The organism is Pseudomonas saponiphila (assembly GCF_900105185.1).
Classification (GTDB): Bacteria; Pseudomonadota; Gammaproteobacteria; order Pseudomonadales; family Pseudomonadaceae; genus Aquipseudomonas; species Aquipseudomonas saponiphila.
The window spans coordinates 3,276,048-3,302,876 of sequence record NZ_FNTJ01000001.1 but is presented as its reverse complement, the minus strand read 5'-3'; the positions used below and the strand labels follow the sequence as shown (position 1 = coordinate 3,302,876).

The 26,829-nt window shown below is 58.3% G+C and carries 19 protein-coding genes and 1 pseudogene; 11 read left to right on the top strand and 9 right to left on the bottom strand.

The window, feature by feature from the left end:
- Positions 1-94 precede the first annotated feature (94 nt).
- The gene (locus BLV47_RS15295) at positions 95-1,528 is read left to right on the top strand and encodes a TolC family outer membrane protein (RefSeq protein WP_092314929.1); all 1,434 of its coding nucleotides are present in this window, start codon (positions 95-97) and stop codon (positions 1,526-1,528) included.
- Between the two features lie 271 nt (positions 1,529-1,799).
- Here the strand turns inward: BLV47_RS15295 and BLV47_RS15290 are convergent, their stop codons facing one another.
- The 4 genes from BLV47_RS15290 to BLV47_RS15275 form a co-directional block, all read right to left on the bottom strand.
- Complete coding sequence (locus BLV47_RS15290; RefSeq protein ID WP_092314927.1) at positions 1,800-4,925, bottom strand: efflux RND transporter permease subunit; 3,126 nt, start codon at positions 4,923-4,925, stop codon at positions 1,800-1,802.
- Positions 4,922-6,013, bottom strand: coding sequence for an efflux RND transporter periplasmic adaptor subunit (locus tag BLV47_RS15285; protein ID WP_092314925.1), 1,092 nt, complete (start codon positions 6,011-6,013; stop codon positions 4,922-4,924). The genes BLV47_RS15290 and BLV47_RS15285 overlap by 4 nt, the downstream gene beginning before the upstream one ends.
- A 219-nt stretch (positions 6,014-6,232) precedes the next feature.
- Complete coding sequence (locus tag BLV47_RS15280; protein ID WP_092314923.1) at positions 6,233-6,871, bottom strand: paraquat-inducible protein A; 639 nt, start codon at positions 6,869-6,871, stop codon at positions 6,233-6,235.
- Positions 6,872-6,896: 25 nt separating this feature from the next.
- On the bottom strand, positions 6,897-7,502 hold the full coding sequence (locus BLV47_RS15275; protein WP_092314921.1) for a TetR/AcrR family transcriptional regulator: 606 nt from the start codon (positions 7,500-7,502) through the stop codon (positions 6,897-6,899).
- Between the two features lie 123 nt (positions 7,503-7,625).
- On the opposite strand from BLV47_RS15275, the gene BLV47_RS15270 reads away from it, so the two are divergent.
- The 10 genes and pseudogenes from BLV47_RS15270 to istB all read left to right on the top strand — a co-directional run bounded on the left by BLV47_RS15270 (position 7,626) and on the right by istB (position 21,015).
- On the top strand, positions 7,626-8,777 hold the full coding sequence (locus BLV47_RS15270; RefSeq protein WP_092314919.1) for a MexC family multidrug efflux RND transporter periplasmic adaptor subunit: 1,152 nt from the start codon (positions 7,626-7,628) through the stop codon (positions 8,775-8,777).
- Positions 8,778-8,804: 27 nt separating this feature from the next.
- Positions 8,805-11,936, top strand: coding sequence for an efflux RND transporter permease subunit (locus BLV47_RS15265; RefSeq protein WP_092314917.1), 3,132 nt, complete (start codon positions 8,805-8,807; stop codon positions 11,934-11,936).
- Between the two features lie 5 nt (positions 11,937-11,941).
- Positions 11,942-13,375: an efflux transporter outer membrane subunit gene (locus tag BLV47_RS15260; RefSeq protein ID WP_092314915.1), complete on the top strand. Its 1,434-nt coding sequence runs from the start codon at positions 11,942-11,944 to the stop codon at positions 13,373-13,375.
- 57 nt (positions 13,376-13,432) lie between these two features.
- Positions 13,433-14,053: a paraquat-inducible protein A gene (locus BLV47_RS15255; protein WP_092314913.1), complete on the top strand. Its 621-nt coding sequence runs from the start codon at positions 13,433-13,435 to the stop codon at positions 14,051-14,053.
- A complete protein-coding gene (locus tag BLV47_RS15250) occupies positions 14,046-16,358 on the top strand; it encodes a PqiB family protein (RefSeq protein ID WP_092314911.1) in 2,313 nt (770 codons plus the stop codon). Before BLV47_RS15255 ends, BLV47_RS15250 begins: the two co-directional genes overlap by 8 nt.
- Before the next feature lie 40 nt (positions 16,359-16,398).
- Positions 16,399-16,920 (top strand): transcriptional regulator, encoded by a 522-nt coding sequence (locus BLV47_RS15245; RefSeq protein WP_092314909.1) that lies wholly within the window; start codon positions 16,399-16,401, stop codon positions 16,918-16,920.
- A 27-nt stretch (positions 16,921-16,947) separates the two neighbouring features.
- A pseudogene (locus BLV47_RS35450) lies at positions 16,948-17,127 on the top strand (IS3 family transposase); the annotation flags it as partial.
- Positions 17,128-18,161: 1,034 nt separating this feature from the next.
- Positions 18,162-18,506: a hypothetical protein gene (locus tag BLV47_RS15240; protein ID WP_143038277.1), complete on the top strand. Its 345-nt coding sequence runs from the start codon at positions 18,162-18,164 to the stop codon at positions 18,504-18,506.
- 186 nt (positions 18,507-18,692) lie between these two features.
- Complete coding sequence (gene istA / locus BLV47_RS15235; RefSeq protein WP_062838241.1) at positions 18,693-20,378, top strand: IS21 family transposase; 1,686 nt, start codon at positions 18,693-18,695, stop codon at positions 20,376-20,378.
- On the top strand, positions 20,266-21,015 hold the full coding sequence (gene istB, locus BLV47_RS15230; protein ID WP_062838242.1) for an IS21-like element IS1474 family helper ATPase IstB: 750 nt from the start codon (positions 20,266-20,268) through the stop codon (positions 21,013-21,015). The genes istA and istB overlap by 113 nt, the downstream gene beginning before the upstream one ends.
- A 678-nt stretch (positions 21,016-21,693) precedes the next feature.
- Here the strand turns inward: istB and BLV47_RS15225 are convergent.
- From BLV47_RS15225 to BLV47_RS15205, 5 genes are all read right to left on the bottom strand, one after another.
- A complete protein-coding gene (locus BLV47_RS15225) occupies positions 21,694-22,047 on the bottom strand; it encodes a hypothetical protein (protein ID WP_092314905.1) in 354 nt (117 codons plus the stop codon).
- Between the two features lie 189 nt (positions 22,048-22,236).
- Positions 22,237-23,175 (bottom strand): copper homeostasis membrane protein CopD, encoded by a 939-nt coding sequence (gene copD / locus BLV47_RS15220; RefSeq protein WP_092314903.1) that lies wholly within the window; start codon positions 23,173-23,175, stop codon positions 22,237-22,239.
- A gap of 3 nt (positions 23,176-23,178) precedes the next feature.
- Positions 23,179-23,562 (bottom strand): copper homeostasis periplasmic binding protein CopC, encoded by a 384-nt coding sequence (gene copC, locus BLV47_RS15215; RefSeq protein ID WP_092314901.1) that lies wholly within the window; start codon positions 23,560-23,562, stop codon positions 23,179-23,181.
- 70 nt (positions 23,563-23,632) lie between these two features.
- A complete protein-coding gene (locus tag BLV47_RS15210) occupies positions 23,633-24,511 on the bottom strand; it encodes a copper resistance protein B (protein ID WP_092314899.1) in 879 nt (292 codons plus the stop codon).
- Positions 24,512-24,521: 10 nt separating this feature from the next.
- On the bottom strand, positions 24,522-26,381 hold the full coding sequence (locus BLV47_RS15205) for a copper resistance system multicopper oxidase (RefSeq protein WP_092314897.1): 1,860 nt from the start codon (positions 26,379-26,381) through the stop codon (positions 24,522-24,524).
- Between the last annotated feature and the right edge of the window lie 448 nt (positions 26,382-26,829).

Below are 26,829 nucleotides of genomic sequence, written 5' to 3'. Positions count from 1 at the left end.
CACACCGAACGCGCGTCGTCATCGCTTTGACGTCGGGCGGTTCTTGAGTCAATTACTGACAATACAGTGAATCAATATAACCAAGGGTAGTTCCATGTTGCGCAGACACTCAGTGATTGTGGCTGTTTCTTATATATTCAGTAGTGCTGCGTGCGCTGCTGATACATCCACAACAGTCAATAACGACCTCATCAGCGTCTACCAGGAAGCGGTCGATAACAATGCAGATTTGGCGGTTGCTCGTGCCGACTACAGTGCTCGCCGCGAAGTTGTGCCTCAGGCTCGCGCCGGGCTGCTGCCCAATCTTTCGGCTGGTGCCGAGATGATGAATACCCGTACTAAACTTGATGAGCCTTCGGTTACTTCCAATCGTAGTGGTAATGCTTGGAGTGCTACCTTAGCGCAGCCGATTTTTCGTGCTGATCGCTGGTTTCAGCTACAGGCCGCAGAGGCGGTCAATGAGCAGGCTGCCCTGCAACTCTCGGCCACTGAGCAAGGCTTGATTCGACAGACTGCAGAGAACTACTTCGCGGTGCTACGTGCACAAGATAATCTTGCTTCAACCAAGGCTGAAGAGTCGGCATTCAAACATCAATTGGAACAATCCAATGAGCGTTTTGAGGTTGGCCTCTCGGATAAGACGGATGTCTTGCAATCACAGGCCAGTTACGACACGGCACGAGCCAACCGGATTGTTGCTGAGCGTCAGGTGCAAGATGCGTTTGAAGCCTTAGTTACTCTAACCAATCGCCAGTACACTGCAATTCAGGGTGTTGTTCATACTCTCCCGGTGCAGGTGCCGACCCCCAACGATGCCAAGGCTTGGGTCGAAGCTGCGGGACGCCAGAACCTTAACCTGCTAGCTAGCAACCATGCTGTGACAGCCGCCGAAGAGACTGTGCGACAGCGAAAGGCTGGGCACGCACCAACCCTTGACGCAGTAGTTAAGTATCAGAAAGGCGATAATGACAGCCTTGGTTTTACTAACCCTGCGCAGACTGGAGCACGTTATGGTGGAGATGTTGAGCAGACTAGTGTTGGCTTACAACTGAATATTCCGATCTACAGTGGCGGCCTCACTAGTTCGCAGGTTCGCGAGGCGTACTCGCGGCTGGCCCAGAGCGAACAGCAGCGTGAGAGTCTGCGCCGTCAGGTAGTAGAGAGTACTCGTAATCTGCATCGTGCAGTGAATACTGATGTCGAGCAGATTCAGGCGCGCAAACAGTCCATAGTGTCTAATCAGAGTGCTTTGGAGGCAACCGAAGTTGGTTATCAGGTGGGTACTCGCAACATTGTTGACGTATTAGATGCTCAGCGCCAGTTGTACGCATCTGTACGTGATTATAACAATAGTCGCTACGACTACATATTAGACAACTTGCGTTTAAAACAAGCGGCAGGCACCTTGAGCCCGCAGGATCTGCGGGACTTGGGGCGGTATCTGAAGGTTAATTATAATCCGGACAAGGATTTTCTGCCGCCGGACTTGGCAGTGGAGGCCAAGAAGAACTTTGGCAGTCGCCCATGAGCTGATTTGCAAAAGTTCATCGAAATACTGCCCCCCCTTGAGTCCAGCTAGTTCTGGACAAGAGCAGGTTTTGTCCGAAATGCAGTTTTGGTTCAGGTGTGACCAATGGCTACCCTTGCGTTTTCGGATATACCTCCAGACTCTATAAATCCAGCGATCCAAGAACGTACATCCCAATGATGCTCAGGCAGGTTAGAGCGGCCGTAGGTGGGATATTCATCGCATTGCCTCATCAAGGCAATGCGATGCTCATTATCGACCCAGCGAATCTTTATGCGCCGATTGCAGGTCCTTTATAGGCCTGATCCGAGGAAGGCTCTTGTGGATGCCTTGGTCGGTTTTCCCACTGAAGCAGCAGGGAAATGCCACAAGGCAGGACCGTCAGGGTCACTATCGTGGCAACCGCCAGCCCGCCAATCACCGCATAGGCCATGGGCCCCCAGAATATCTGCGGTGCAATCGGGATCATGCCGAGGATGGCGGCACAGGCCGTCAGCAGAATCGGCCGGGCCCGGTGCATCGAGGCGTGCGCGATGGCCTCGGAGGGCGATTGGCCGAGCTTCATGTTGATGTCGACCTCCTCAATCAGGATGATCGCGTTGCGCACGATCATGCCAACCAGGGCGATCACCCCCAGCTGCGCGACAAAGCCCATGGGCGTCGCCGTCGGCAACATTGCCAGAACCACACCGATGAGCCCGAACGGAGCCATCGCCAAGGCCAGGAACATGCGCGAGAAACTGCGCAGTTGCACCATCAACAGCACGCACATCACCAGTGCCGTGAGCGGCAGCACGGCGGCGAGAGATTTGCTGCCCTTGGCCGCTTCCTCGACCGCGCCGCCGACTTCAACCTTGTAGCCCTTGGGCAACTCGGCAGAGAACCGTGACACGGCGGGCGCCAGTGCCTTGACCACGGTGGCCGCCTCGAGCCCATCGCGAACGTCGCCCTGTACGGTGATCAGGGGCAGGCGCTGGCGGCGCCAGACGATTGGGTCTTCCACGCCGAAACTGAGCTTGGCGATCTGCGTCAAGGGAACGCTATGACCGTCGGCCGTGCGCAGCTGGAGATTGGCGAGGGTTGCCAAGTTAGTGCGCTCGCCGAGCTGTGCGCGGACCACCACATCGATGAGCCGCTCCCGGTCGCGTACCGTGGTGACCGCTGAGCCGGAAAAGATCGTTGCCATGGCGCTGGCGATGTCTTCCGAGGAAAGCCCCAATGCACGCGCCTGAGTCTGGTCGACTTCGACCCGGACGCTGCGTTGTGGCTCGCCGGACAGCAAATGCACCTCTCGGGTGTCGTGGTTGGCGGAGATCACATTGGCCAGGCGCGCGGCGGTATCACGTACCTTGTCCTGATCGGGGCCGGTGACGCGGTACTTGAGTGGCCAGCCTACCGGAGGGCCCAGTTCCAGCGGCGTCGCACGCGCGATAAGCCCGGAGAATTGGGTCTTGAACACCCCAGCCAGCCTGGCCTGCAACGCATCACGCTCCTTGACCCCCTTGGCTACCACGACCGTCTGGGTGACGTTCTCGTTCTCCAGCAGTACCTCCATGGGCAGATAGAAGCGAATGGCGCCAGAACCGATGTAGGTGGAGAAGCGCTCGACATCCGGGTCGTTCTTCAGCAACTCCTCGAGTTTCGAGGCCTGGCGTATGGTTGCATCCAGCGAGGCATTCTGCGGCAGCGTCAGGCTGACGAGCAGCTCAGGGCGGTCGGAGGGCGGGAAGAACTGCTGTTCGAGGTAGCTTGCCCCGCCGAGCGACGCCACGAATGCCGCGCCGGCAAGACTCAGGGTCAGCGCCCGATGCTTGAGGGCCCAGGCCAGCACCCGCTCGTAGGTGTTCATCAGGCGCCCGCCGGCATGCCCGTGATGGGGCATCGACTTGGGCAGGATCAGGGTTCCGAGCAAAGGCGAGAACAGTACCGCGACCACCCAGGAAGCCGACAGCGAGATCAGTACAACCATGAACATCGAGTAGCAGTATTCACCCGCGCTCGAAGCGGCGAACCCCACCGGGATGAACCCGGCGATCATCACCAGGGTGCCTGTCAGCATCGGGAAGGCGGTTGACTCGTAGGCGAAGCTCGCGGCCCGCTTCAGGTTCCAGCCCTCTTCGAGTTTGCCGACCATGGCCTCGACGGTGATCATCGCGTCATCCACCAGCAGGCCGAGGGCGATGATCAGCGCGCCCAGCGAGATGCGTTGCAGGCCTATGCCCGTCAGTTCCATGCCGATGAAGGTCATGGCCAGAACCAGGGGGATCGAGAGGCTGACCACCAAGCCCGCGCGAACACCGAGCGAGACAAACGATACGGCCAGTACGATCGCCACCGCTTCGGCGAGGACCGTCAGAAAACCACTGACAGCCTGCTTCACGACTGTCGACTGGTCAGCGACCTGGATCATCTCGATACCGTGGGGCAGGGATGCCTTGACCTCATCCATGCGGGCGCGAACCGCTTCGCCGAAATTGAGCAGGTTGCCGCCCGAGGCCATCGAGATGGCAAGGCCGAGGGCTTTTTCGCCATTGACTCGGAACAGTGGCGCGGGTGGGTCGGCAGCAATGCGCCGGATAGCCGCGAGTTCGGTGAGCGGTACGAAACGATCGTTGGCTCGCAGCGTAACGTTGCGCAAGCTTTCCTCTGAGGCGAAACCGCCACTGACGCGCAGCGCTATCTTGTCTTCGGCTAGTCGCACCGTGCCAGACGGTATAACCGCGTTCTGTGCTTTCAAGGCCCGCAAGACGGCCTCTTCATCAAGTCCAAAGGCTGCAAGTCGGCCAGGGGAGAACTCGATGACGATCTGCTCTTCCTGGACCCCTAGCAATTGAACCTTGCCGATTCCAGGAATCCGTAGCAGCTCCGCACGCACACCTTCGAGGTAGTCACGCAGTTCACGGTCGGAGAAACCCTCGGCGGTGAAGCCGAAGATCTGTCCATAGGTGTCACCGAATTCGTCATCGAAGAAGGGGCCCTGCACGCCACTTGGCAGCGTGGCGCTGACATCGGCCATCTTCTTGCGAACCTGATACCAGGCATCAGGGACTATTCCTGCCGGAGCATCATCGCGCAGGTTGACCATGATCACGGTCTCGCCCGGGCGCGTATAACTATCTAGCCTGTCGAGGTAAGGAGTCTCTTCAAGTTTTTTCTCGAGACGGTCAGTCAACAGTTTTGTTGTGTCATCGATGGTAGCCCCAGGCCATCGTGCCGATACGACCATCGTCTTGATGGTGAAAGCTGGGTCTTCGTTGCGACTCAGCTTGGAATAGCTGATCGCGCCCCCTACTAGGGTCACCAGCATGAGAAAGAACATCAGTGGCATCTGGCCGATCGACCAGGCGGACAGGTTGAACCCGCGCTGATCTTCTGGAGGTGTTGTGTTCGACTTCATTGGCTCACCTCGGCGGCATCGTAGACAACTTTCTGCCCTGTCCGGAGTTTGCTGACCCCAGCTGTTACCACGGCATCGCCTTCGGTCAATCCGGACTCGACCAGTGCCTGTGTCGCTGTAAAGCGTGTGACAACGACGGGTTTACGGACAAGCGTGTGATCGGAAGGCTGCACGATGAAGACTGCCGGCTTGCCATCCTGACTGGTCAAGGACGAGGCGGGGAGAGTGAATAAGGCTTTGCCAGGCAATAGCAGGCGGCCTGTCACGGTAGCCCCCAAGGTCATGGCCGGTGGGGTTTGCGGCAGCGCAATGCGCACCCGATAGGTACGGGTGGCGGCATCTGCGGTTGGGCTGACATCACGAATGGAGCCAATGACCTTGATCTTGGGATCTGACACAAGCGCAACTTCGACTTTTACGTCAGAGACCACTGAGGTGTAGAGGCGCTCAGAGACGTTGAAGACTGCGTCACGCTCCTGTGTCGAGGCGAGCTTGAACGCCAGCTGACCGGCATCGATCACTTGGCCAGTATTGACCATCACGGCACTCACGATTGCGGCGTCGGGTGCACGTAACTCGGTGTAGCTCAACTTGTTGCGTGCAGTCAGCAGCCCAGTCTTCGCAACATTGAGCCGAGCGTTGGCTGCCCGCCAGTTGGCCGCAGCCTCATCCACCCGGGCACGGGCCACGAACTGCTTATCGAAGAGCATGCGCTGTCGCTCAAGTCCCGACCTGGCAAACTCTTCTGCCGCTTCTGCACTGCGCACTTCGGCTTCGGCAATCCGTACCTCATTTTGCACATCGTTTGGATCGAGGACTGCTAGAACTTGGCCTTTGGCAACATTGGCTCCTACATCTACGCTACGAGTCGCAATGCGACCGGGGATACGAAAGGCGAGATCGGTTTCGATGTGTGCGCGAATCTCCCCTGTTTGCGCAACTTCTTCGCCAATAACGGCAGGCTCTGCGATGACTACTCGGACGGGGCGTGGCGCCTCTTCCAATCGCTTCTCCTCTTGGCAGCCAGTAAGGAATAGGCTTAAGCCGAAAATACAGCCGCATATCCGTAACGCCACAAGCACTTTCATTTTATATTTCCCTCGATCAAATAGCACACGCAAGTCAATATGTTCGCCTTTCAGTAGAAGCACTTCTTATTACAGGGTTAAAGTTGCTAACGGCGAAGCAAGCAATAAAAATTCTAAGCAATGATCGAAGCATCGCGGAGAGTGTTTATAAAATTGAAATGTTCCGACTGAGTTTCAAATAGCTCATAGCAAACCTAGTAGAAAAATTGAGGGATGAGATTACTCATCTGACAGCGCTTCCCAAACTTGGTGTGCTGGCATACTCATTTCCAACCAAATCTGGGTCAGCAGCAGAGCGACGAAGCAGGCCAAGCCGACGCCCAGGCTCAGATCGGCGATGTCGATCAGCTTGACAATGGATACCAGAATTCCGAACAGGTAGACCTCGAGCATTCCCCATTCGCGCAGATGGTGATAACTGCGGTAGAGCAACATGCCGGCGCGGCGCGCCACCTTGAACCGCAGGCTCAACAACACCAGTAACTGGCTCAGCAGCTTGAGCAGCGGAATCGCCATGCTGCTGAGCAGCACCACTACTGCGACCCCTTGCATGCCGCTTTCAAACAACCCGAACACACCACTCCAGACCGTTTCGCTGCGGGTTTGGCCGAGCAGAGTGAGGTGCATGATCGGCAAGAAATTGGCCGGAATGTAGAGCAGCAGGGCAGTGAGCACCAATGCGAAACAGCGGCGTTGCCATTGGTGGTGATGCACGGCCAGTTCGAAGCCGCAACGTGGGCAGCAGCTTTTTTCGCCGGCTTCCAGCGGTTCACGGCGCATCAACAGATCGCACTCATGGCAAGCAACCAATGCCTCCAGGGGCAGGGCGGCGAGATTATTGAGGTTGGTATTAGGCATTTAATGGGGCCTGAGGGAGCCTGGTCTAGGTTTCCGTTCGAATTTGAGAGCTTGCGCCGTACAGGAATATTTGCGGCAGGATATGGGCGGTATTGGCGCTGGCTGCGCGACCACGTTGCTCAGCGTCGACCATGCCATACACCAGACTGATGAACATTTCGGTAAGAATCGACGCGGTGATATCAATACGTAGTACGCCTTGCTGCTGGCCACGGAGAAAGAAAACATCCAAAGCATGCAAGTAGAAGTTCCAAGGCGCGGCGTTAGGGCTTTCATCGAGGAAATCAGGCCGGTATTGGGCTACTAAAAATGCTAGCAGTTCGCGGTGTGCCAAGTGCTCACTGATTAAGCGCTCAAGGGCAGAGAGAAATTCATCTTGCTGCAAACGAGCATTGCCGATGATCTTCGTAAGTACTTCCTTGGCACGGCCTTCTAGTTTTTGCAGAAGGTTGTCCCGCGTGCCACAGAAGCGATGCAGCGTGGCTCTGCTCACCCCAACTAGCTGTGCCAGTTCGAGCATGGAAGCTCTTGGGTGATGAACTATCGCAGTGGTTAGCAGACGTAACAGGCGCTCCTCCTGTGGGGACAGGGGAGTTGCCCTTTCTTGAGTGAACTTTCCAGATGCTTGCATAGGGCCGATTGGTTTCCGGAAGGATGAAGACTGGATCTTATTTTGATCATATGAATCAATATTGACTCAAAGCGGATTGAAAAGTACCATCTCGGCCGTTTTCAATCAAGCCTTAGGTGAGTCATGCGCAATTTTCGTGCAGTAAGAACGGCAGGGGCATTGGCAGTCGCCATCGCATTGGCAGGGTGTGGTCCGGCGAGCGAGCAGAGCCCTGTCGTGGAAACGGCGCGTCCTGTGGAAGTGCTGGCGGTGGTAAGCGAGCCCTTAGCACTTGTTTCGGAATTGCCGGGGCGAGTTGAGCCAATGCGTGTAGCCGAGGTGCGGGCACGGGTGGCGGGCATCGTGCTGAAGAAGCGCTTCGAGGAAGGTGCCGACGTCAAGGCCGGCGATCTGTTGTTTCAGATCGATCCCGCACCGCTCAAGGCAGCGGTGTCCCGTGCCGAGGGCGACCTGGCCCGGGCCCAGGCCGGAATGAAGGAAGCCCAGGCACGGGTCAAACGCTATGAGACGCTGGTGAAGATCGAAGCGGTCAGCCAGCAGGACTACGACAAGGCCAGTGCCGACTTGCTCAGCGCCCAAGCAGCGATCCGTTCGGCCCAGGCCGACCTGGAAACCGCGCGCCTGAACCTGGGGTACACCTCGGTCATTGCGCCGATCTCTGGCCGAGTGGGACGTGCGCTGGTGACTGAAGGCGCCCTGGTTGGCCAGGGCGAAGCGACCCTGATGGCGCGCATTCAGCAACTGGATCCGATCTACGCCGATTTCACCCAGACCGCCGCCGATGCGTTGCGTCTACGTGAAGCCCTCAAGAATGGGACCTTGGCCACTGATTCGCAGCAGAGCCTGTCTGTAAGAATTGAAGGCACTTCGTATGAGCGTAGGGGGAAGCTGCTTTTCACGGATGTTGCGGTGGACCCTGGTACGGGGCAAGTGACTCTACGCGGTCAGTTTGATAACCGCGACGGTAATCTGCTGCCAGGTATGTATGTACGTGTCAGCACTCCGCAGGGGACCGATAGCCAGGCGGTTTTAGTGCCGCAGCGGGCTGTGCAACGTAGCCCGGATGGCAGTGCCTTCGTGTTGTTGATGGGCGACGACGGCCGTGCTCAGTCACGCCAAGTGCAGACCGGTGTCATGCAGGGAGCACGCTGGCAGATTCGTGATGGCTTGAAAGCCGGTGACCGGGTGATCACTAGTGGCTTGGCTGGCCTGCAGCCTGGAGCCAAGGTCGAGCCCAAGAGTGTCGCTGCCACACCCTCAGAGCCGCAGAAGTAAGGGCGTAATTGCCGCGAGGATTTTTCGATGTCGAATTTTTTCATCAGGCGTCCTAACTTTGCTTGGGTGGTCGCGCTGTTCATCTCACTGTTCGGGTTGCTAGTTATCTCCAAGTTACCGGTGGCCCAATACCCTAACGTTGCACCACCGCAGATCACGGTTACAGCCACGTATCCGGGGGCTTCGGCCAAGGTACTGGTGGAGTCGGTGACCAGCATTCTTGAGGAGTCACTCAACGGCACTAAGGGGTTGCTCTATTTCGAGTCGACCAACAACTCCAACGGTACCGCCGAAATCGTCGTTACATTTGAACCTGGTACCGATCCTGATCTGGCCCAGGTTGATGTACAGAACCGCCTGAAGAAAGCCGAGGCGCGCATGCCTCAGGCCGTACTCACCCAGGGCTTGCAGGTCGAGCAGACCAGCGCCGGCTTCCTGTTGATCTACGCCCTGAATTACAAGGAAGGTGCCGAGCGCGGCGATACCATTGCTCTCGGTGATTACGCCGCACGTAACATCAACAACGAACTGCGCCGCTTGCCCGGCGTCGGCAAGTTGCAGTTCTTCTCTTCCGAAGCGGCGATGCGGGTCTGGATCGATCCGCAGAAGCTGGTGGGTTATGGCTTGTCCATCGAAGACGTGAGCAACGCCATTCGTGGACAGAACGTGCAGGTTCCGGCCGGTGCCTTCGGCAGCACACCGGGCGACAGTGCCCAGGAATTGACTGCGACCTTGGCGGTCAAGGGGGTTCTGGACAATCCGCAGGAGTTTGCTGAGATTGTCCTGCGGGCCAATCAGGACGGCTCCATGGTCAAGCTTGCCGACGTCGCACGTCTGGAGTTAGGCCAGGAAAACTACAACATTTCCTCACGCCTGGATGGTACTCCGGCAGTCGGTGGTGCGATTCAGTTATCGCCGGGCGCCAATGCGATTCAGACGGCGACGTTGGTCAAACAACGGCTGGCCGAACTGTCACAGTTCTTCCCTAGTGATGTGCAGTACTCCGTACCCTACGACACCTCGCGTTTCGTCGACGTGGCCATCGAGAAGGTGATCCATACCCTGCTTGAAGCCATGGTCCTGGTGTTCCTGGTGATGTTCCTGTTCCTGCAGAACGTGCGCTACACCCTGATTCCATCCATCGTGGTGCCAGTGTGTCTGCTCGGTACCCTGGGCGTGATGTACCTGCTGGGCTTCTCGGTGAACATGATGACCATGTTCGGCATGGTGCTGGCCATCGGCATCCTGGTGGACGACGCCATCGTGGTGGTGGAGAACGTCGAGCGGATCATGGCCGAGGAGGGCCTGTCACCGACCGAAGCCACGATCAAGGCGATGAAGCAGGTGTCGGGGGCCATCGTCGGGATCACCCTAGTGCTGTCCGCGGTGTTCATGCCGCTGGCGTTCATGAGCGGTTCGGTGGGTGTCATCTACCAGCAGTTCTCGGTATCCCTGGCGATCTCGATCCTGTTCTCCGGCTTCCTGGCCCTGACCTTCACCCCGGCCCTGTGCGCCACGCTGCTCAAGCCGATCCCTGAAGGCCATCACGAGAAGCGCGGTTTCTTCGGTGCCTTCAACCGTGGTTTTGTTCATGTTACGGAGCGCTACTCAGCACTCAATGGCGCGTTGGTCAAACGTGCCGGGCGTTTCATGCTGATCTACGGCGGTATTGTCGCGCTGCTCGGTTACAGCTACCTGCGATTACCGGAAGCTTTTGTGCCCACTGAAGACCTGGGTTACATGTTGGTTGATGTGCAGCTACCACCCGGCGCCAGCCGTGCGCGCACGAACGCCACCGGTGAACAGCTGGAAACCTATCTCAAGTCCCGTGAGGCCGTCTCCTCGGCATTCGTGATTTCGGGCTTCAGCTTTTCTGGCCAAGGTGATAATGCGGCGTTGGCTTTCCCGACATTTAGGGATTGGTCCGAACGCGATGCGCATCAATCGGCCATGGCTGAAGTAGCGGCCCTGAACGAGCATTTCGCCATCTCCGACGACGGTACCGTCATGGCGGTTTCGCCACCACCGATCAATGGCTTGGGTAACTCTGGTGGTTTCGCCCTGCGCTTGATGGACCGTGGTGGTTTGGGTCGCGAGGCCTTGCTACAAGCCCGGGATACGCTGCTGGGCCAAGTCAACGGCAACCCGAAATTCCTCTACGGGATGATGGAAGGCTTGGCCGAGGCCCCGCAGTTGCGCCTGGTGATCGACCGCGAAAAAGCCCGGGCCCAAGGCGTCAACTTCGAGAGCATTAGCTCCACCCTGTCCTCGGCCTTCGGTTCCAATGTGATCAACGACTTCACCAACGCTGGTCGCCAGCAACGGGTTGTGATCCAGGCCGAGCAGGGCGCGCGGATGACCCCGGAAAGCGTGCTCAAACTCTATGTGCCCAACAACAAGGGCGACCAGGTCCCCCTCAGTGCCTTCGTGACCAGCAAGTGGGAGGAGGGGCCGGTGCAACTGGTGCGCTACAACGGCTATCCGTCGATCCGTATCGTCGGTGACGCAGGCCCGGGCTACAGCACCGGCCAGGCCATGGCCGAGCTGGAGCAACTGGCATCGCAACTGCCCAAGGGCATCGGCTACGAGTGGACCGGCCTGTCCTACCAGGAGAAGGTTTCTGCCGGCCAGGCATCGGGCCTGTTCGCCCTGGCGATCCTGGTGGTGTTCCTGTTGCTGGTGGCCCTCTACGAGAGCTGGTCGATCCCGCTGTCGGTGATGCTGATCGTACCGATCGGCGCGGTGGGTGCGGTACTGGCGGTAATGGTCGTGGGCATGCCCAACGACGTGTACTTCAAGGTCGGCCTGATCACCATCATCGGCCTGTCGGCGAAGAACGCGATCCTCATCGTCGAGTTCGCCAAGGAACTGTGGGAGAAGGGCTATAGCCTGCGTGATGCCGCCATCGAGGCCGCTCGCCTGCGCTTCCGTCCGATCATCATGACGTCCATGGCCTTCATCCTCGGCGTGGTGCCCCTGGCCATCGCCACCGGTGCCGGTGCGGCCAGCCAGCGCGCCATCGGTACCGGCGTGATCGGCGGGATGCTTAGCGCCACGTTGCTGGGGGTGATTTTCGTGCCGATCTGCTTCGTCTGGTTGCTGTCGTTGCTGCGTACCAAACGGCCTGCCACCGAACAACCAGCCCTGACCCAGGAGTGATCAGCATGCGTACCTTTACTACATCGGCGCTGCTGATCACCCTGGCCCTGGGGGGCTGCTCCATGGCTCCGACCTACGAGCGCCCGGCGGCGCCGGTCGCCGATAGCTGGAGCGGCGCGTCCGCCCAGCAGGGGCGGCAGGCCAGCGAGCTGGATTGGCAGAGCTTCATTGTCGATCCGCAGTTGCGCAAGCTGGTCGGTACCGCCCTGGACAACAACCGTTCGCTGCGCCAGACCCTGCTGGACATCGAGCAGGCCCGGGCACAGTACCGCATCCAGCGGGCGGACCGGATCCCTGGGTTGAACGCCGGGGCCTCGGGTAACCGCCAGCACCTGCCGTCGGACCTCTCCAGCAGTGGCCGGGCCGGCGTGGCCAGCACCTACCAGGTCGGCCTGTCGTTGCCAGAATACGAAGTCGACCTGTTCGGCCGGGTCAAGAGCCTCAGCGATGCGGCCTTGCAGCAATACCTGGCCACCGAGGAGGCGGGGCGCTCGGCACGCATCGCGCTGATCGCCGAGGTCACCCAGGCCTACCTGACCCATGACGGCGCCCAGCGCCGCCTGGCCCTGACCCAGCAGACCCTGGTCAGCCGCGAATACTCCTTCGCCCTGATCAGCCAGCACCGTGCGGTGGGTAACGCCACCGCACTGGACTACCAGGAAGCCCTGGGCCTGGTGGAACAGTCCCGGGCCGACGAGGAGGCCGCCCTGCGCCAGAAGCAACAGGCGTTCAATGCCCTGGTGCTGTTGCTGGGCACCGCCGATGCGGCCAAGGCGATTCCCGAGAAGCTGTCGGAGCAGCCGCTACTGGTGCAAGACATCGCCGCGGGCTCGCCGTCGTCGCTGATCGAGCGCCGTCCGGACATCCTGGCCGCCGAACACCGCCTGCAAGCGCGCAATGCCGATATCGGCGCTGCGCGGGCAGCGTTCTTCCCGCGGATCACCTTGACCGGCAGCTTCGGCACGTCCAGCGCACAAATGTCTGGCCTGTTCGATGGCGGCTCGCGCTCCTGGAGCTTCATCCCGACCCTGTCGCTGCCGATCTTCGATGGCGGACGCAACCGCGCCGGGCTGAGCCTGGCCGAGGCGCGCAAGGATTCGGCGGTGGCGGCCTACGAGGGCACGATCCAGAACGCGTTCCGTGAAGTGGCCGATGCCTTGGCGGCCACCGATACCCTGCGCCGCGAGGAGCAGGCACGCCGGGCCCTGGCCAACACCAGCAACGAATCGCTGAAGTTGGCCAAGGCTCGTTATGAAGGCGGCATCGACAGCCATCTGCGTTACCTGGACGCCCAGCGCAACAACTTCGCCAACGAGACGGCGTTCATCGAAGTCAGCACTCAACGGCAGATCGCCCTGGTGGACCTGTTCCGCTCCCTGGGCGGTGGCTGGAAGAACAACCAGGACCCGCAATTGGCACAACGCCAGGACCGGCTCTGAACAAGCGGTTGATGCTGCCGAGGTCAATTCAGCGAGCATCACTTGAGGATGGTAACGATGCGGGCAATTGATGCAGGTATTTGGGTCTGCGGTGAATGTCATCAACTCAACCCGGCCAGCCAGGAGCAATCACCGCGCTGCAGTCGCTGCAGTGCGGTATTGCATGCGCGCCGCCCGAACAGCATCAGGCGCACTTGGGCCTTGCTGATCACGGCGATGATTTTGTACATCCCCGCCAACCTGTTGCCGATCATGACCGTCAGCGTCTTCGGCAAGGGCGCGCCGGCCACCATCATGAGCGGCGTGGTTAGCCTGCTGCAGTTGGGGATGACCCCCATCGCCCTGGTGGTCTTTGTGGCGAGCATCGTTGTGCCGACCTTCAAGCTGGTGGGTATCGCGCTGCTGCTTTATTCGGTGCAGCGCCACCAGCCGATGTCCGCTCGCCAGCGGATCATCATGTATCGCTTCATCGAGTGGGTAGGGCGCTGGTCGATGCTCGACATCTTCGTCATCGCCATCCTGGTGGCGCTGGTGAACTTTGGCAGCCTAGCGCGCATCGAGGCCAACCTTGGCGCTGCCGCCTTTGCCAGCGTAGTGGTGCTGACCATGCTGGCAGCAGTGACTTTCGACCCCCGGCTGATATGGGACAACACTAACTTGGACAATGAAAATGAGTGACTTGCCTGCTCCGAAAAAACACCAGACCAGCAACTGGTCGGCGATCTGGATCCTGCCATTGCTAGCCCTGGTCATTGGCGCCTGGCTGGCCTGGCGCGCCTATGACGAGGCCGGCCCGGTCATCCAGGTCCGCTTCGAGAGCGGCGACGGCATCCAGGCTAAGAAGACCGAGGTGCTGTACAAGGGCATTTCGGTCGGCAAGGTGGTGGACTTGAGCGTCAGCGAGGACATCAAGGGAGTGGTCGCCTCCATCGAGTTGAGCAAGGACACCCAGAAGTACCTGAATGAAGATACCCATTTCTGGCTGGTCAAACCGCGGGTGTCTCTGGCGGGGGTGACCGGGCTGGAAACCCTGGTCTCCGGGGTTTACATCGCGGTGGACCCGGCAAAGAGCGAAAAGGGTGACCAAGGGGTGAGGGCGTATACCGCCCTGAAGGAGCCTCCATCGATGTCAGAGAAGGTTCCTGGCCTGCACATCACCCTCAAGGCCGACCGGCTGGGTTCCCTGGAGCAGGGCAGCCCGGTGTTCTACAAGCAGATCCTGGTGGGCCAGGTGAAGAGCTTTCAGCTTGGTGAGGACCAGCGCACCATCGAAATCAAGGTGCACATCGAGCCGGCCTATGCCGACCTGGTACGCAAGAAAACGCGTTTTTGGAACGCCAGCGGCATTTCGATTTCCGGCGGCCTGTCGGGCTTCAAGGTGCGCAGCGAATCGCTGCTGACCCTGGCCGCAGGCGGTATTGCCTTCGCCACTCCAGATAACTATCGCGACAGCCCGCCCACCGACCCGACCAAGCCGTTCCGTCTGTATGAGGACTACGACGCGGCCCAGGTTGGTTTGCGGGTGAAGCTGAAGATGAAGGACCTCAGTGACATCCAGCCCGGGCAGACGCCGGTGATATACAACGGCGTACAGGTCGGCCTGGTCAAGACCGTCGACATGAACCAGGACTTCAGTGGTGCCACCGCCGAGCTGGCGATGGACCCGCGGGTCGAGGCCCTGCTGCTGGAGGGCACCGAGTTCTGGACCGTGAAGCCGAATATCTCGCTGGCCGGGATCACTGGCCTGGATGCCCTGGTCAAGGGCAACTACATCGCCGTGCGTTTTGCCAAGAGCGGGGTGCCGCGCCGGGAATTCAGCGCCCGCCCCAAGGCGCCGCCCATGGACACGAACGTACCGGGCCTGCACCTGGTGCTGACCAGTGACCGGCGCGGTTCGCTGGAGGTCGGGGCGCCGGTGCTCTACCGGCAGATCCGTGTCGGTAGCGTGCAGAGCTACCAGCTGTCGGCGGACAACCAGCAAGTGATGATCGGCGTGCACATCGAACCCGAGCATGCGCGCCTGGTGAACAGTTCCACGCGCTTCTGGAACGCCAGCGGCGTGACCCTGAGCGGCGACTTCACCGGGGTCAAGGTCAAGAGCGAGTCGCTGCAGACCTTGATCAATGGCGGTATTTCCTTCGACACCCTGGACCCCAAGGCGCCGTCCTCGGGAAAGGATCGCCGCTTCGCCCTCTATGATAGCGAGGAGGCGGCCATGGCCCGGGGCGTGGAGATCCAGCTGAGCGTCGAAGACGCCGAGGGTCTGCGCGAAGGAACGCCGATTCGGTTCAAGGGATTGGTGATCGGCAAGGTTGAAGGCATCGACTTGAAGAGTGACCTGTCCGGGGTGTTGCTCAAGGCGCGCCTGGGGGCCAATGGCGAGCAGTTCGCCCGCAGCGGCACGCGCTTCTGGGTCGTAAGGCCGGCACTGGGACTGTTACGCACGGAAAATCTCGGCACCCTGGTCAGTGGTCCCTACATCGAGGCCCTGGCCAGCAATCGCCCGGGCGAGCGTCAGACGCGCTTCCAGACCCTGGCCGAGGCGCCGAACCTGCTCGGGAGCAGCAACGGCCTGCGGCTTACCCTGAGCGCTCCAGACAAGGGCTCGATCAAGCTCGGCAGCCCGGTGACCTATCGCAAGATACCAGTGGGCAAGGTCATCGACCTGAACCTGGGCCAACAGGCGGACCGGGTGCTGATCAGTATCCTCATCGAGCCGCGCTACATGCCGCTGGTGCGTACCGGCAGCCGCTTCTGGAATGCCAGCGGCGTCGGTATCGAGGCCGGTTTGTTCAAGGGCGTTTCGGTGCGCACCGAGTCGCTGGAAGCCATGGTCGCCGGCGGCATCGCGTTCGCCACGCCAGACAACGGACAAATGGGCGAAGCGGCCAAACCGGGGCAGACCTTCGCCCTGTTCGATGCTGTCGACGAACAATGGCTCCAGTGGGCACCGAAGATTCCGCTCAAGGAACCCGCGCAGTAAGCGCGCATTATTTTCAACTCAATGTAAGAGGAATTACTCCATGTCCAGGCGCCTATTGTGTGCTGCTCTTTTCGCCGCTGGCTTCGGCCTTGCCGCCCATGCCGAGGAACCACTGCCTTCAGTGGAACAGGTGATGAGCGATCACAAGGAGAAAATCAGCAACCAGATCGAGACGATCAATTACAAACGCAAACGTGTGGTGGGAGCCAACATGGGACTCGATAGCCAGCAGGCCGAAACCTTTTGGCCAATCTATGCCCTCTATCGCAATGAAATGGATGGTTTGAATAGGGAGACGTTCCAGCTGTTGCTTGAGTATGGGCGAGCCTATGGCTCCGGAGTGGTCACCAATGAGGATGCCTCTAAGATGATCAAGATGTACAAGACACTGCAGATAAAACGGCAAATACTTTTGAACCGTTATATCGATGAGGTTTCTGAAAAAATGTCCTCGGTGGTTGCTATGCGTTTTCTACAAATTGAAGAGCAACTCGATGCCGTAGAGATGCTGGAGACCGGGCAGCGTATTCCTCTGGTTGGAAGCTCTCTGAATCGTATGTAAGCCTATAGGGCCGTGGGTTAATTTTAGCTGCGCAGCCTCTGTGCCTGGATAAAGCGCTACAGCAAACCTTAAGAAGAACGGCAGCAGGACGATGATCAGCCGGAACTCGAACGTGTCACGAAAGAGCGAGACATATTAAAAAGTCGCTGCGTACTTTGCCAAGGAGTGCGGCTGAAGTACGCCTTTATCAAGCAGCGCGCGGGAGACGTAATAACCCCAATAGAGCAAGACTACAAAGAAGGTAACCGCTCTATAAGCCCCACATTCAAAACATCAAGCCAATCCCTCCCGGATGCTGTGTCGTCTAATACATAGCTACTATTCAACTGGACCTGCATTACTTATCGCCAAAAAAACCACGAAGTAGCAATGCTTGCGATGTTGGACAACCGTCAAAACTGCATCGGCGAAAAATCGCCAGACATACAGCGGGTGTAACGGCTGTATGTATCGATTATTGCGACCGCTTCTTTGTTCAGTTCTATGACGCTATCAGGCGCTCCCCCTAGTGCGGCCTTGGCTACTATATTTTTCGCTTCAACGCTCCAGACCATTCCGTTGTCTTGCTGGGCGGGTTATCTGGCCCAGGGCGATATTCGGCGAAGCCGACAAGATGTCATCCGGGTGCACGGTAAGCCCCTTTCATAGGTAGTCAGCTGACACCTGACTCGAAGGGCCTATCGCGACCTTGAGAGCAACAGCCATAGAATCAACTGCTATTTGTGCTATGCCAAAGTCGTCTCAGAGGACGAAGCATTGAAATTGCGCACTAGCCTAAGCTTGGATTCATGCGTCCCCGGACGCAGCGTCTTTCCTTGTCTCGACTACAAATGTGCCACTAAGCCGGTACCCATGAAGCCAGCATGACCGGTGGCAAGTTATGAATCGCCCCGGATTCTCTAGACACCTTGCAAACTCATTGCATAACTCTTTTCAAACGCTACCAGTGACAGGTGATTGTTGAACTTTGACCTTTTCTCAAGTCCAAAACGGCAGGTGTCCACGTTCTATGGAATATGGACACCTTGACTTCGGCTAATTTTTTCTTGTTAAGCGTTATTTCTAACTGCTTGGTTTGCTTCCACCTTACCTAAAGTATTTTGGGCTTAGGAGATTTGCTATTCGATGTGGACGCTTGATTGTCATGAGAGGTGAGTATTTCATCAGGGAGGGGCAATTTAGTTTTAGCCCAAAAGAGCAACTTGTAGAGTTTGGCGCGGCAAAAAAAGTGGAGAAAAATAATGATTTCTCGAATGTTTTTGAGCATCGGAATAGTCCTTGGCATGGTCCAGCAGGGCTTGGTTTATGCTGACATGGCGGGGGATTTTGAGTTTATAGATCATCAATGCACCGGCGATAATTCAGATCAGTCTTACTTTACTTCTGAGTGGAGGGCGGGCATACAGAAAATTAGTTTGAATACTGTTATGAATTGTGCTTTTTCTGCACAGGCACCGGAGTATCAGATTGAAAACAAAGAGGTTGTGTTTAAATATAGAGCTATCGCTATGGAAAAAGGAGCTTTTGCAGCCTGCGAATGTTCCCATTGCGGATTTCGGAGCACCGTGACCGGCCGTTTCGGTTGATCGTGACCGGTCATTTCGCTAACGCGTGACCGCTCATTTCGGTAGCAACGTGACCGATTTTCCGCCTGTTCCGAAACAGGTGGTCACGGCTTACCGAAATCGCCGGTCACGACTTAGCGAAAGCCTTCCCCTTCGTTGCGCATGACCTGATGCGCCGCCATCCTCGACCGATTTCGGGAGAGGAAGATGGCGGCGCCGCGAGTAGCCATGCGAAACATCAAAGAATGTCTGCGCCTCAAGTTTGAGGCCGGCTTGTCCCACGAGAAGATTGCCCGTGCCTTGCAGCTGTCCAAGGGCGTGGTTAGCAAGTACATCGCGGCGGCGCGGGTGGCCGGGCTGGACTGGCCGGCGCTGGTGGCCATGGACGAGGCCGCGCTGGCGGCCGCCTTGTTTGCACCGACGTCGACGAACAAGCCGCGCGGTGAGCGAGTGCTGCCCGATGTGCTGAGCATCCACCGCGAGTTGCGACGCAAGGGCGTGACCTTGCAGCTGCTGTGGGAGGAATATCTCGCCGCGCATGCGGGCCAGCCGACCTACCGCTACACCCAGTTCGTCGAGCACTACCGGCGCTACGCCCAGACGCTCAAACGTTCGATGCGTCAGCTGCACCGTGCGGGCGAGAAGCTATTCATCGACTATGCCGGGCCGACGCTGCCGGTGGTCGACCCGGCCACCGGCGAAGTGCGCCGGGCGCACATCTTCGTCGCCGCCCTGGGCGCCTCGAATTACACCTATGCCTGCGCGACGCCAGGCGAAACCCAGGTGGACTGGCTGACCTCGCTGGGCCAGGCTCTGACCTACTTTGGCGGCGTGCCGGAAATGGTTGTGCCGGACAATCCGCGCGCCCTGGTCGCCCAGCCGGATCGCTACGAGCCGGGCCTGAACCGGGCCACGCTGGAGTGCGCGCGTCATTACCAGACGGTGATCCTGCCGGCACGGCCACGCAAGCCTCAGGACAAGGCCAAGGCCGAGGTGGCGGTGCAGGTGGTCGAGCGCTGGATCATGGCGCGGCTGCGCCATCGGCAGTTCTTCAGCCTGCATGCGCTTAACCAGGCCATCGCCGAGCTGCTGGAGGATCTGAATCGGCGCCCGTTCAAGCGGCTCGATGGCTGCCGGCGCGACTGGTTCGAGCGCCTGGATCGCCCGGCCTTGCGAGCGCTGCCGGTGCATCCCTACGAGGTCGCCACCTTCAAGCGCTGCAAGGTCAGCATCGACTACCACATCGAGGTCAATGGCAGCTTCTACAGCGTGCCCTCCGCCCTGGCCCGGCAGAACGTGGACGTGCGACTGACGGCACACACCCTGGAAGTGCTGCATGGCAACCGGCGGGTGGCCAGCCACCTGCTGCTGGGGCGACGCGGCGCTTACAGTACCCAGCGCGAGCACATGCCCGCGGCGCACCAGGCGCATCGCGAATGGACGCCACAACGCCTGCTCGACTGGGGCGCGCGGATCGGCCCCTACACGCGCCAACTGATCGATCACCAACTGACCCACAAGCCGCACCCGGAGATGGGCTACCGCGCCTGCCTCGGCCTGCTCTCGCTGGCCCGGCGCTATGGCAATGCACGCCTGGAAGCCGCTGCCGAACGTGCCGTACACCTGCGCGCCTTCACCGGGCGCAGCGTGCGCAACCTGCTCCAGCAAGGCCTGGATCAACAGCCGCTGCCCCAGCGTGCCGCCGAAACGACCTTACCCGGCGACCACGAGAACGTCCGTGGCGCCGACTACTACCAACCCCCGCAACAGGAGCTGTTCGATGATGCCGCAACACACCCTGAATCAACTGCACCAGCTACGCCTGGACGGCATGGCCCGCGCCCTGGAAGAGCAATGGACGCTGCCGGCCAGCCACAGCCTGAGCTTCGATGAACGCCTCGGCCTACTGCTCGACCGCGAACTGGCCTGGCGTGACAACCAGCGCCTGGTACGGCTGCGCAAGAAGGCCAAGCTCAAGTACGCCAACGCCTGCCTGGAAGATCTCGACCGCCGCACCGGACGCGCCCTGGACGAGCGTCTGATCGCCACCCTGGCCAGTGGCGACTGGATCCGCCAGCAGCACAACCTGCTGCTGACCGGCCCGACCGGTGCCGGCAAAACCTGGCTGGCCTGCGCCCTGGGCAACCAGGCCTGCCGCCAGGGCTATAGCACCCTGTACCTGCGCACCCCGCGCCTGCTGGAACAACTGCGCATCGCTCATGGCGACGGCAGCTTCGGCCGTACCCTGCAACAGCTGGCAAAGGTCGACGTCCTGGTGCTGGACGACTGGGCGCTAGCCCCGCTGGAGGAAGGAGCCCGGCATGACCTGCTGGAGGTGATCGACGACCGCGCTGGCAGCCGCTCCACCATCCTGACGAGCCAACTGCCCATCGAGCACTGGCACGGCTGGATCAACGACCCGACCCTGGCCGATGCCATCCTCGACCGCCTGGTGCACAACGCCTACCGACTGACGATGAAAGGCGAGTCGCTGCGCCGAAAAAAAGCCGAGGAACAAGCCGCATCGTGACCGATGCGATTACAATCCAGAACCCGCGCAACCGGGGTGGAAGCACCGGTCACGTATTAGCGAAACGCTCGGTCACGTTCACCGAAATCCGCATTCCCATCGAATAGTTTTCAAGTTGAAGATAGATAAAGAATTTTCTGTGCGTGTATACCAGGACGGATCAGAGCTGCCAGAAAAGCAGCAAGGTGTGAATTAGAAGCCGTGTACGATGTTTAATCGACGGGTGTGGGTGGGTTTTGCTCTCGCGCCTTTGCTACCCAGTGTTGTCAGCATCGTTTTATGCGAGTCATTATTGGGTGCTATCGTTTCTATATATTTTGATTTGTTTTTTCTATGCTGCTTGGTTCGTCCAAGAGTATTGTTCCTGAGTTGAGAAGGTGAAAGATTTCGTCTTCCGTCGAACGCGGATGTTGGCTTTGATGATTCAGTCTTTTGGTTTGCACAGCCTGCGATGAGTGCGACAACCTAAAGAGTGGTCAACTGCCTGATCATTCAGGCCCCTTTAATTGTGAGGCCACGATAACAGTCGAAAACTACGGCGCAGTAGGAAGTGATTTTTGGCTGGAATGCAATCGCAGCCTCAGAGTGATCAAGTGGGGAAGGGTAGAGAGAGGGCACCGTCGACACGATGCTTCCACAACACTATCGCTAGCACCAACAAAAGCATAGAAAGGCCTACTAGTAGATCCCAAACTCGACTCGTCCTAGGTAGTCTTCGGTTACTCTAAATCCAACTGGGTTATCTACCAGAGTGAGGGGAATAAGAAACAATTTGGAAAGCATTGAGTCGAAAGGCCCCCTCATAATTCTTGCCGATTTTTTATGCCTCGGCTTGCCCACGATCCGCTCGATGACCTTCAACGATGCGTAGAGCTTGGAGGCCGAGACCATGGCACGGACGTCTTGTCGCCTGAAACCTTCTTTCACCAGCAAGAAAATGCTGAACTGGCTTAGCTCATCGATTTTGACTTGAGTCAGATACTCGGTTTCGGGCAATCGCAAGGCGAGGTCGGTGAGGATTGTGGCGGTCATAGTGCTCTTCTATTATTTAACATAATATACATTATGCGCAAATAAATAAGGTGCGCTCAGCAGCCCTCGACGTCGATTGCGAAACCGCGTTTGGCATTGCCACGATCGACTACCCATCAGGACTCGTCCCGCCCAACAGGTAGATTCATCTCTTTGGATTTAGCCCTGCCCATGGCGATTGTCGAATCGCTATTCGAATGCCATTTCCGTCTCTGGACTGAGCGTCCCCAGCCATGCCACCAACCCCACGATAACCATTGCGGCTGAAAGCTCCACGACCATGCTACGCCGCAGAGCGTTTGCAGCCACCGCGTACTGTCCCGCCTGGACCGACCGCTGCAAAAACGGACTGAGATGGAAGCGATTCAAGGCGGCCAGCGCCACCATGACCGCGAACAACGCTAATTTCAGACTCAGAAGAATGCCGTATGTATTGCGGATGACATCGTCGACGTTAGGCCCCGCGATAAACAGGTAGTTGACAACCCCTGTCACGACGATCACTACCACGATCACGGTGCCGGCAGATTCAAATCCGATCAATGCCCGTGCAAGTACGCGAACCAGGTGTTCGTCTTGTAGCCTCTTCAGGCGTAATAACAGACCGAATGCCGTCAACGCCCCTAGCCAACCTCCTGCCGCCAGCAAGTGGAAGATGTCGGTCGTAAAATGCCAGTAGCCTCGAGTACCTTCATCCATGGCGCCATGACCGGTCCAGGCAAGCGTGGCCAGCGCAATACCTCCGCAAAACGTCACGACCCACAGGCTTCCTGTCGGCCACCTCTTGTTGAACGCCGCCGCTACGCAAGCGAGAACGAGCGCAGTGATGCGCACAATCCACGTGAGGCCAACGTCGGTTCCCATCACCACCATCTCGAAGATATGGTGATGAAGTTCTGCAAAATCGGAGACACCGCTCATGGCCTTGGCCAATATGAGCATGGCCGCGAGAGACAGCAGTACACCAAGAGCCGCTGCCCCCGCCAGCAGCGACTTGAAATTCAAAACAGCACCCGATGCTCGTTCTTGGCCTCGAAGGCTATACAAACCAAATACCGCTAAACCGAACAACAGCATCAGGTCCGTATACAGGGCAAAACGAAGTGCAATGTTGATTGAGTCGCTCATGAATCACTTCACTTTGAACGTCATTTTGCCGGTTACAGGGTGAGTGTCCGAGGACACGGCGCGCCACTCGACTTTGTAAGTTCCCGTGGTGAGAGAAGATGCCGGGGTGATGATCATCGTCTTTGGATCGCTACCACCTGAAACACCCGCTTTGACCCCCATTGGAGAGTTCGGCATGCCGGGCATGTCGGTCATGATCAGCTTGGCCCCGGAAAACTGGGTCGTCAGGTTCTCCGAGAAATGCAGCTCAATCCTGGCCGGTGCCGCTCCGTCAGCACCGTCCGCAGGCGTTGAGGACACCAGCTTCGGATGAGCTTCTGCGAATGCGCTCATCAGCAGTCCAGCAGAAAGAGCGATAGTTACCGCGGTAGTTTTGACAAATGACATGCAAGACTCCTCACAGCGCGAGCTGTTGATTCGAGGTTTGGTTGGAGTAAGTTCGAGTGATCAGTGGCGGTTAAAACCACAGGCGAACACCGAGAACGAGGCGTGCCTCACTCTGGTCCACACCTTCATCCCTGGCATAGTCCGCGGTCTTTCCATAGGAGCGGTTCCACGTCACACCGATGTAAGGTGCGAATTCGCGACGAATTTCATATCGCAGCCGCAAGCCCAACTCGCTTTCGGAAAGTCCTGAACCGACGCCGCGCTGGGGGTCGTTCTTCCCGTAGAAGTTGAACTCGGCCGTAGGTTGGAGAATCAAGCGATTGGTCAACAAGATGTCGTAGTCGCCTTCAAGGCGTGCCGCGCTCTGCCCATTCTCGCCAACGAAGGCGGTCGCTTCGGCGTCAAAGTTGTAAAGCGCCAATCCTTGAAGCCCAAACGCCGCCCAGGTTTGAGGGTCGCCAGGCTTGAGATCTTGCCGCACGCCACCGACCAAATCCCACCATGGGCTGATTGCGTGCCCCCACAGCGCCTGAACTTCCGCTTTTTCCGTCTTGCCATTGGTTCGCTCGCCCTCCGAGCGTAACCACAATCGATCGATGTCACCTCCGATCCACCCCTTTGCGTCCCAGACGAGTGCGCTGCCGTCGTCCGCGTTTTGCCACTCCAACTTGTCCATCAGGAAGTAAGAATTTATGGCGCTGTCGTGAACCCTATGGCCGCCTGGGCTGGCGTACACAGCGGCTCGATCGGCATCCGTCAGTACAGGGATGGGGGTGCGGCTTTGGGTTGCAGCCGACTGCATCTGCCCCTGGTCCATGTCCTGCATTTGGCTATGGTCCATGCTCTGCATCTGGCTGGCATCAGCCAATGCCGAAGGGAGCTGCCCAAGCGTGAAACCGGAGACAAGTAGCGCCAAGCAGATGCGGGTGGGACAAAAATTAGCGGTCATCAGTCAGTCCTCACTCTTGCACACGTACTTCACGAAACATCCCCATTTCCATGTGGTACAGGAGATGGCAGTGATAGGCCCAGCGGCCAAGCGCGTCAGCAGTTACCCGATAGCTGCGCTTTGAACCGGGAGGTATATCGATCGTGTGCTTGCGGACCATGAACTGGCCGTTCTCGTCCTCCAGATCGCTCCACATGCCATGGAGATGGATCGGGTGAGTCATCATCGTGTCGTTGACCAACACCACCCTGATCCGTTCGCCATACTTCAACCGTACTGGCTCGGCATCGGCGAACTTCACGCCATTAAAGGACCAGGCGAATTTTTCCATGTGGCCGGTGAGGTGAAGCTCGATAGTGCGACTCGGTTCGCGCCCGTCCGGATCCTGGAATGTGCTTCTCAGGTCGGAATAGGTCAAAACCCGCCGGCCGTTATTTCTGAGGCCAATCCCCGGATCGTTCAGCTTTGGCGAAGTACTCATCGCCTGCATGTCGATCAGTGGATTGTTTTTTTCTGATTCAGGATGGGACTGCATTGCCCCCATGCCGGCCATATCGCCCATGCCTTGCATCGCGCCATGGTCCATGCCGGCCATTTTGCTGTGATCTGTCCCGGGCATGTTGTCCATGCCCTGCATCGCGCCACCGTCCATGCCGGACATGCCTTGCATCGAGCCCTCGACCATCCCGGTCATTTTTTCATGGTCCATGCCAGCCATATCGCCCATGCCAGCCATGCCACCGTGGTCCATTCCCCCCATGCCCATGTCGTCCATGGTCAGAAGCGGCCGAGGATCGACCGCAGGCACAGGTGCCGACAATCCCGCCCGCGCCGCCAGGGTTCCTCGCGCATAACCTGTCCGATCCATTGATTGCGCGAATAGTGTGTAAGCCTCTTGAGTCGGCTCGACGATCACGTCGAAGGTCTCGGCGACCGCAATACGGAACTCATCGACGCTCACCGGTTTGACATGCTGACCGTCAGAGGCCACCACCGTCATTTTCAGGCCGGGGATACGAACGTCGAAATAAGTCATGGCCGAGCCGTTGATGAAGCGCAGGCGGATGCGCTCTCCCGGCCGGAAAACCCCAGTCCAATTCATATCCGGCGCCTGGCCGTTCATCAAATAGGTGTAGGTCGCACCGCTGACATCGGCGAGATCGGTAGGATTCATCTTCATCCCGGCCCACATCTTGCGATCGGCGACGGTCGAAGCCCAACCCTTCTCGCTGACATCCTGGATGAAGTTACCCAGCGTGCGCTTGTGGTAGTTGTAGTAATCCGACTGCTTTTTTAGCTTTCTCATCAGCGTGACGGGATCTTCATCCGTCCAGTCTGTCAGCATCACCACGTAGTCACGGTCGTACTGGAAAGGCTCAGGCTCTTTGGCGTCAATCACCAAGGGACCATAGACACCGGATTGTTCCTGAAGACCCGAATGGCTGTGGTACCAATAAGTCCCGTTTTGCTTGACCTTGAATGTGTAGACATACATGCCATCCGGCTCGATGCCATCAAAGCTGAGCCCCGGAACGCCGTCCATGTTGGCCGGCAGCAAAATGCCATGCCAGTGAATGGACGTAGTGTCATTCAGGCGATTCTTCACCCGCAGGGTCACCGTGTCGCCTTCTCGCCAGCGCAGTAAGGGGCCAGGGATCCCGCCGTTAATCGTCATGGCGGTGCGCGGGTTACCCGTTATATTGACCGGGCTTTCGCCGATGAACAGATCGAACTCCGTACCGGCCAGAACATTCGGTTGACCTGGGCTGGTGATAGCCCAGACCGGGCTGCGCCATAGTCCCAGACCACTGAGAATGCCACCTGCGGCCAGGCCCTTGACGAAGGTTCGTCTTGAAGTTTTGGATTGCATGCCGATTCGTGTCCAATCAGAGGTTGAGTGGTTGGCTCGGCGAGGATGTTAAGTAGCGGTGCCTTTCAGAAACCTGAGTGGCACATTACAGTTTGGACAGCTTGCCCCCCTGCCCTGGCATATCGCCCCTGCCCCCGGTTTTTGCCCGGTTCTACTCCCAACTCAACTAAATCACCATTTAGTTGAGTTAATCCTGAACCTTCTTTCCCGCGTATTTCCTAGTCCCGAAACTGTCGGCTTAGTTGGAGTTATACCCTGCCCTTGCGTGTCGAAAAGAAACTCGGGAGTGTCCAACTATTTTGCATTAACAGTGATAACAAAATGCTATTAGAGGCCTCGTTCCACTAACTCGCATTCAGGCCAAGAGCCTTTAAGTTACGCGGTCTACAGCGCTAAACGCGGTGTGTCCGGAGCATCGCCAGAGGGTCAAAAACGCCTTTCGAACGCT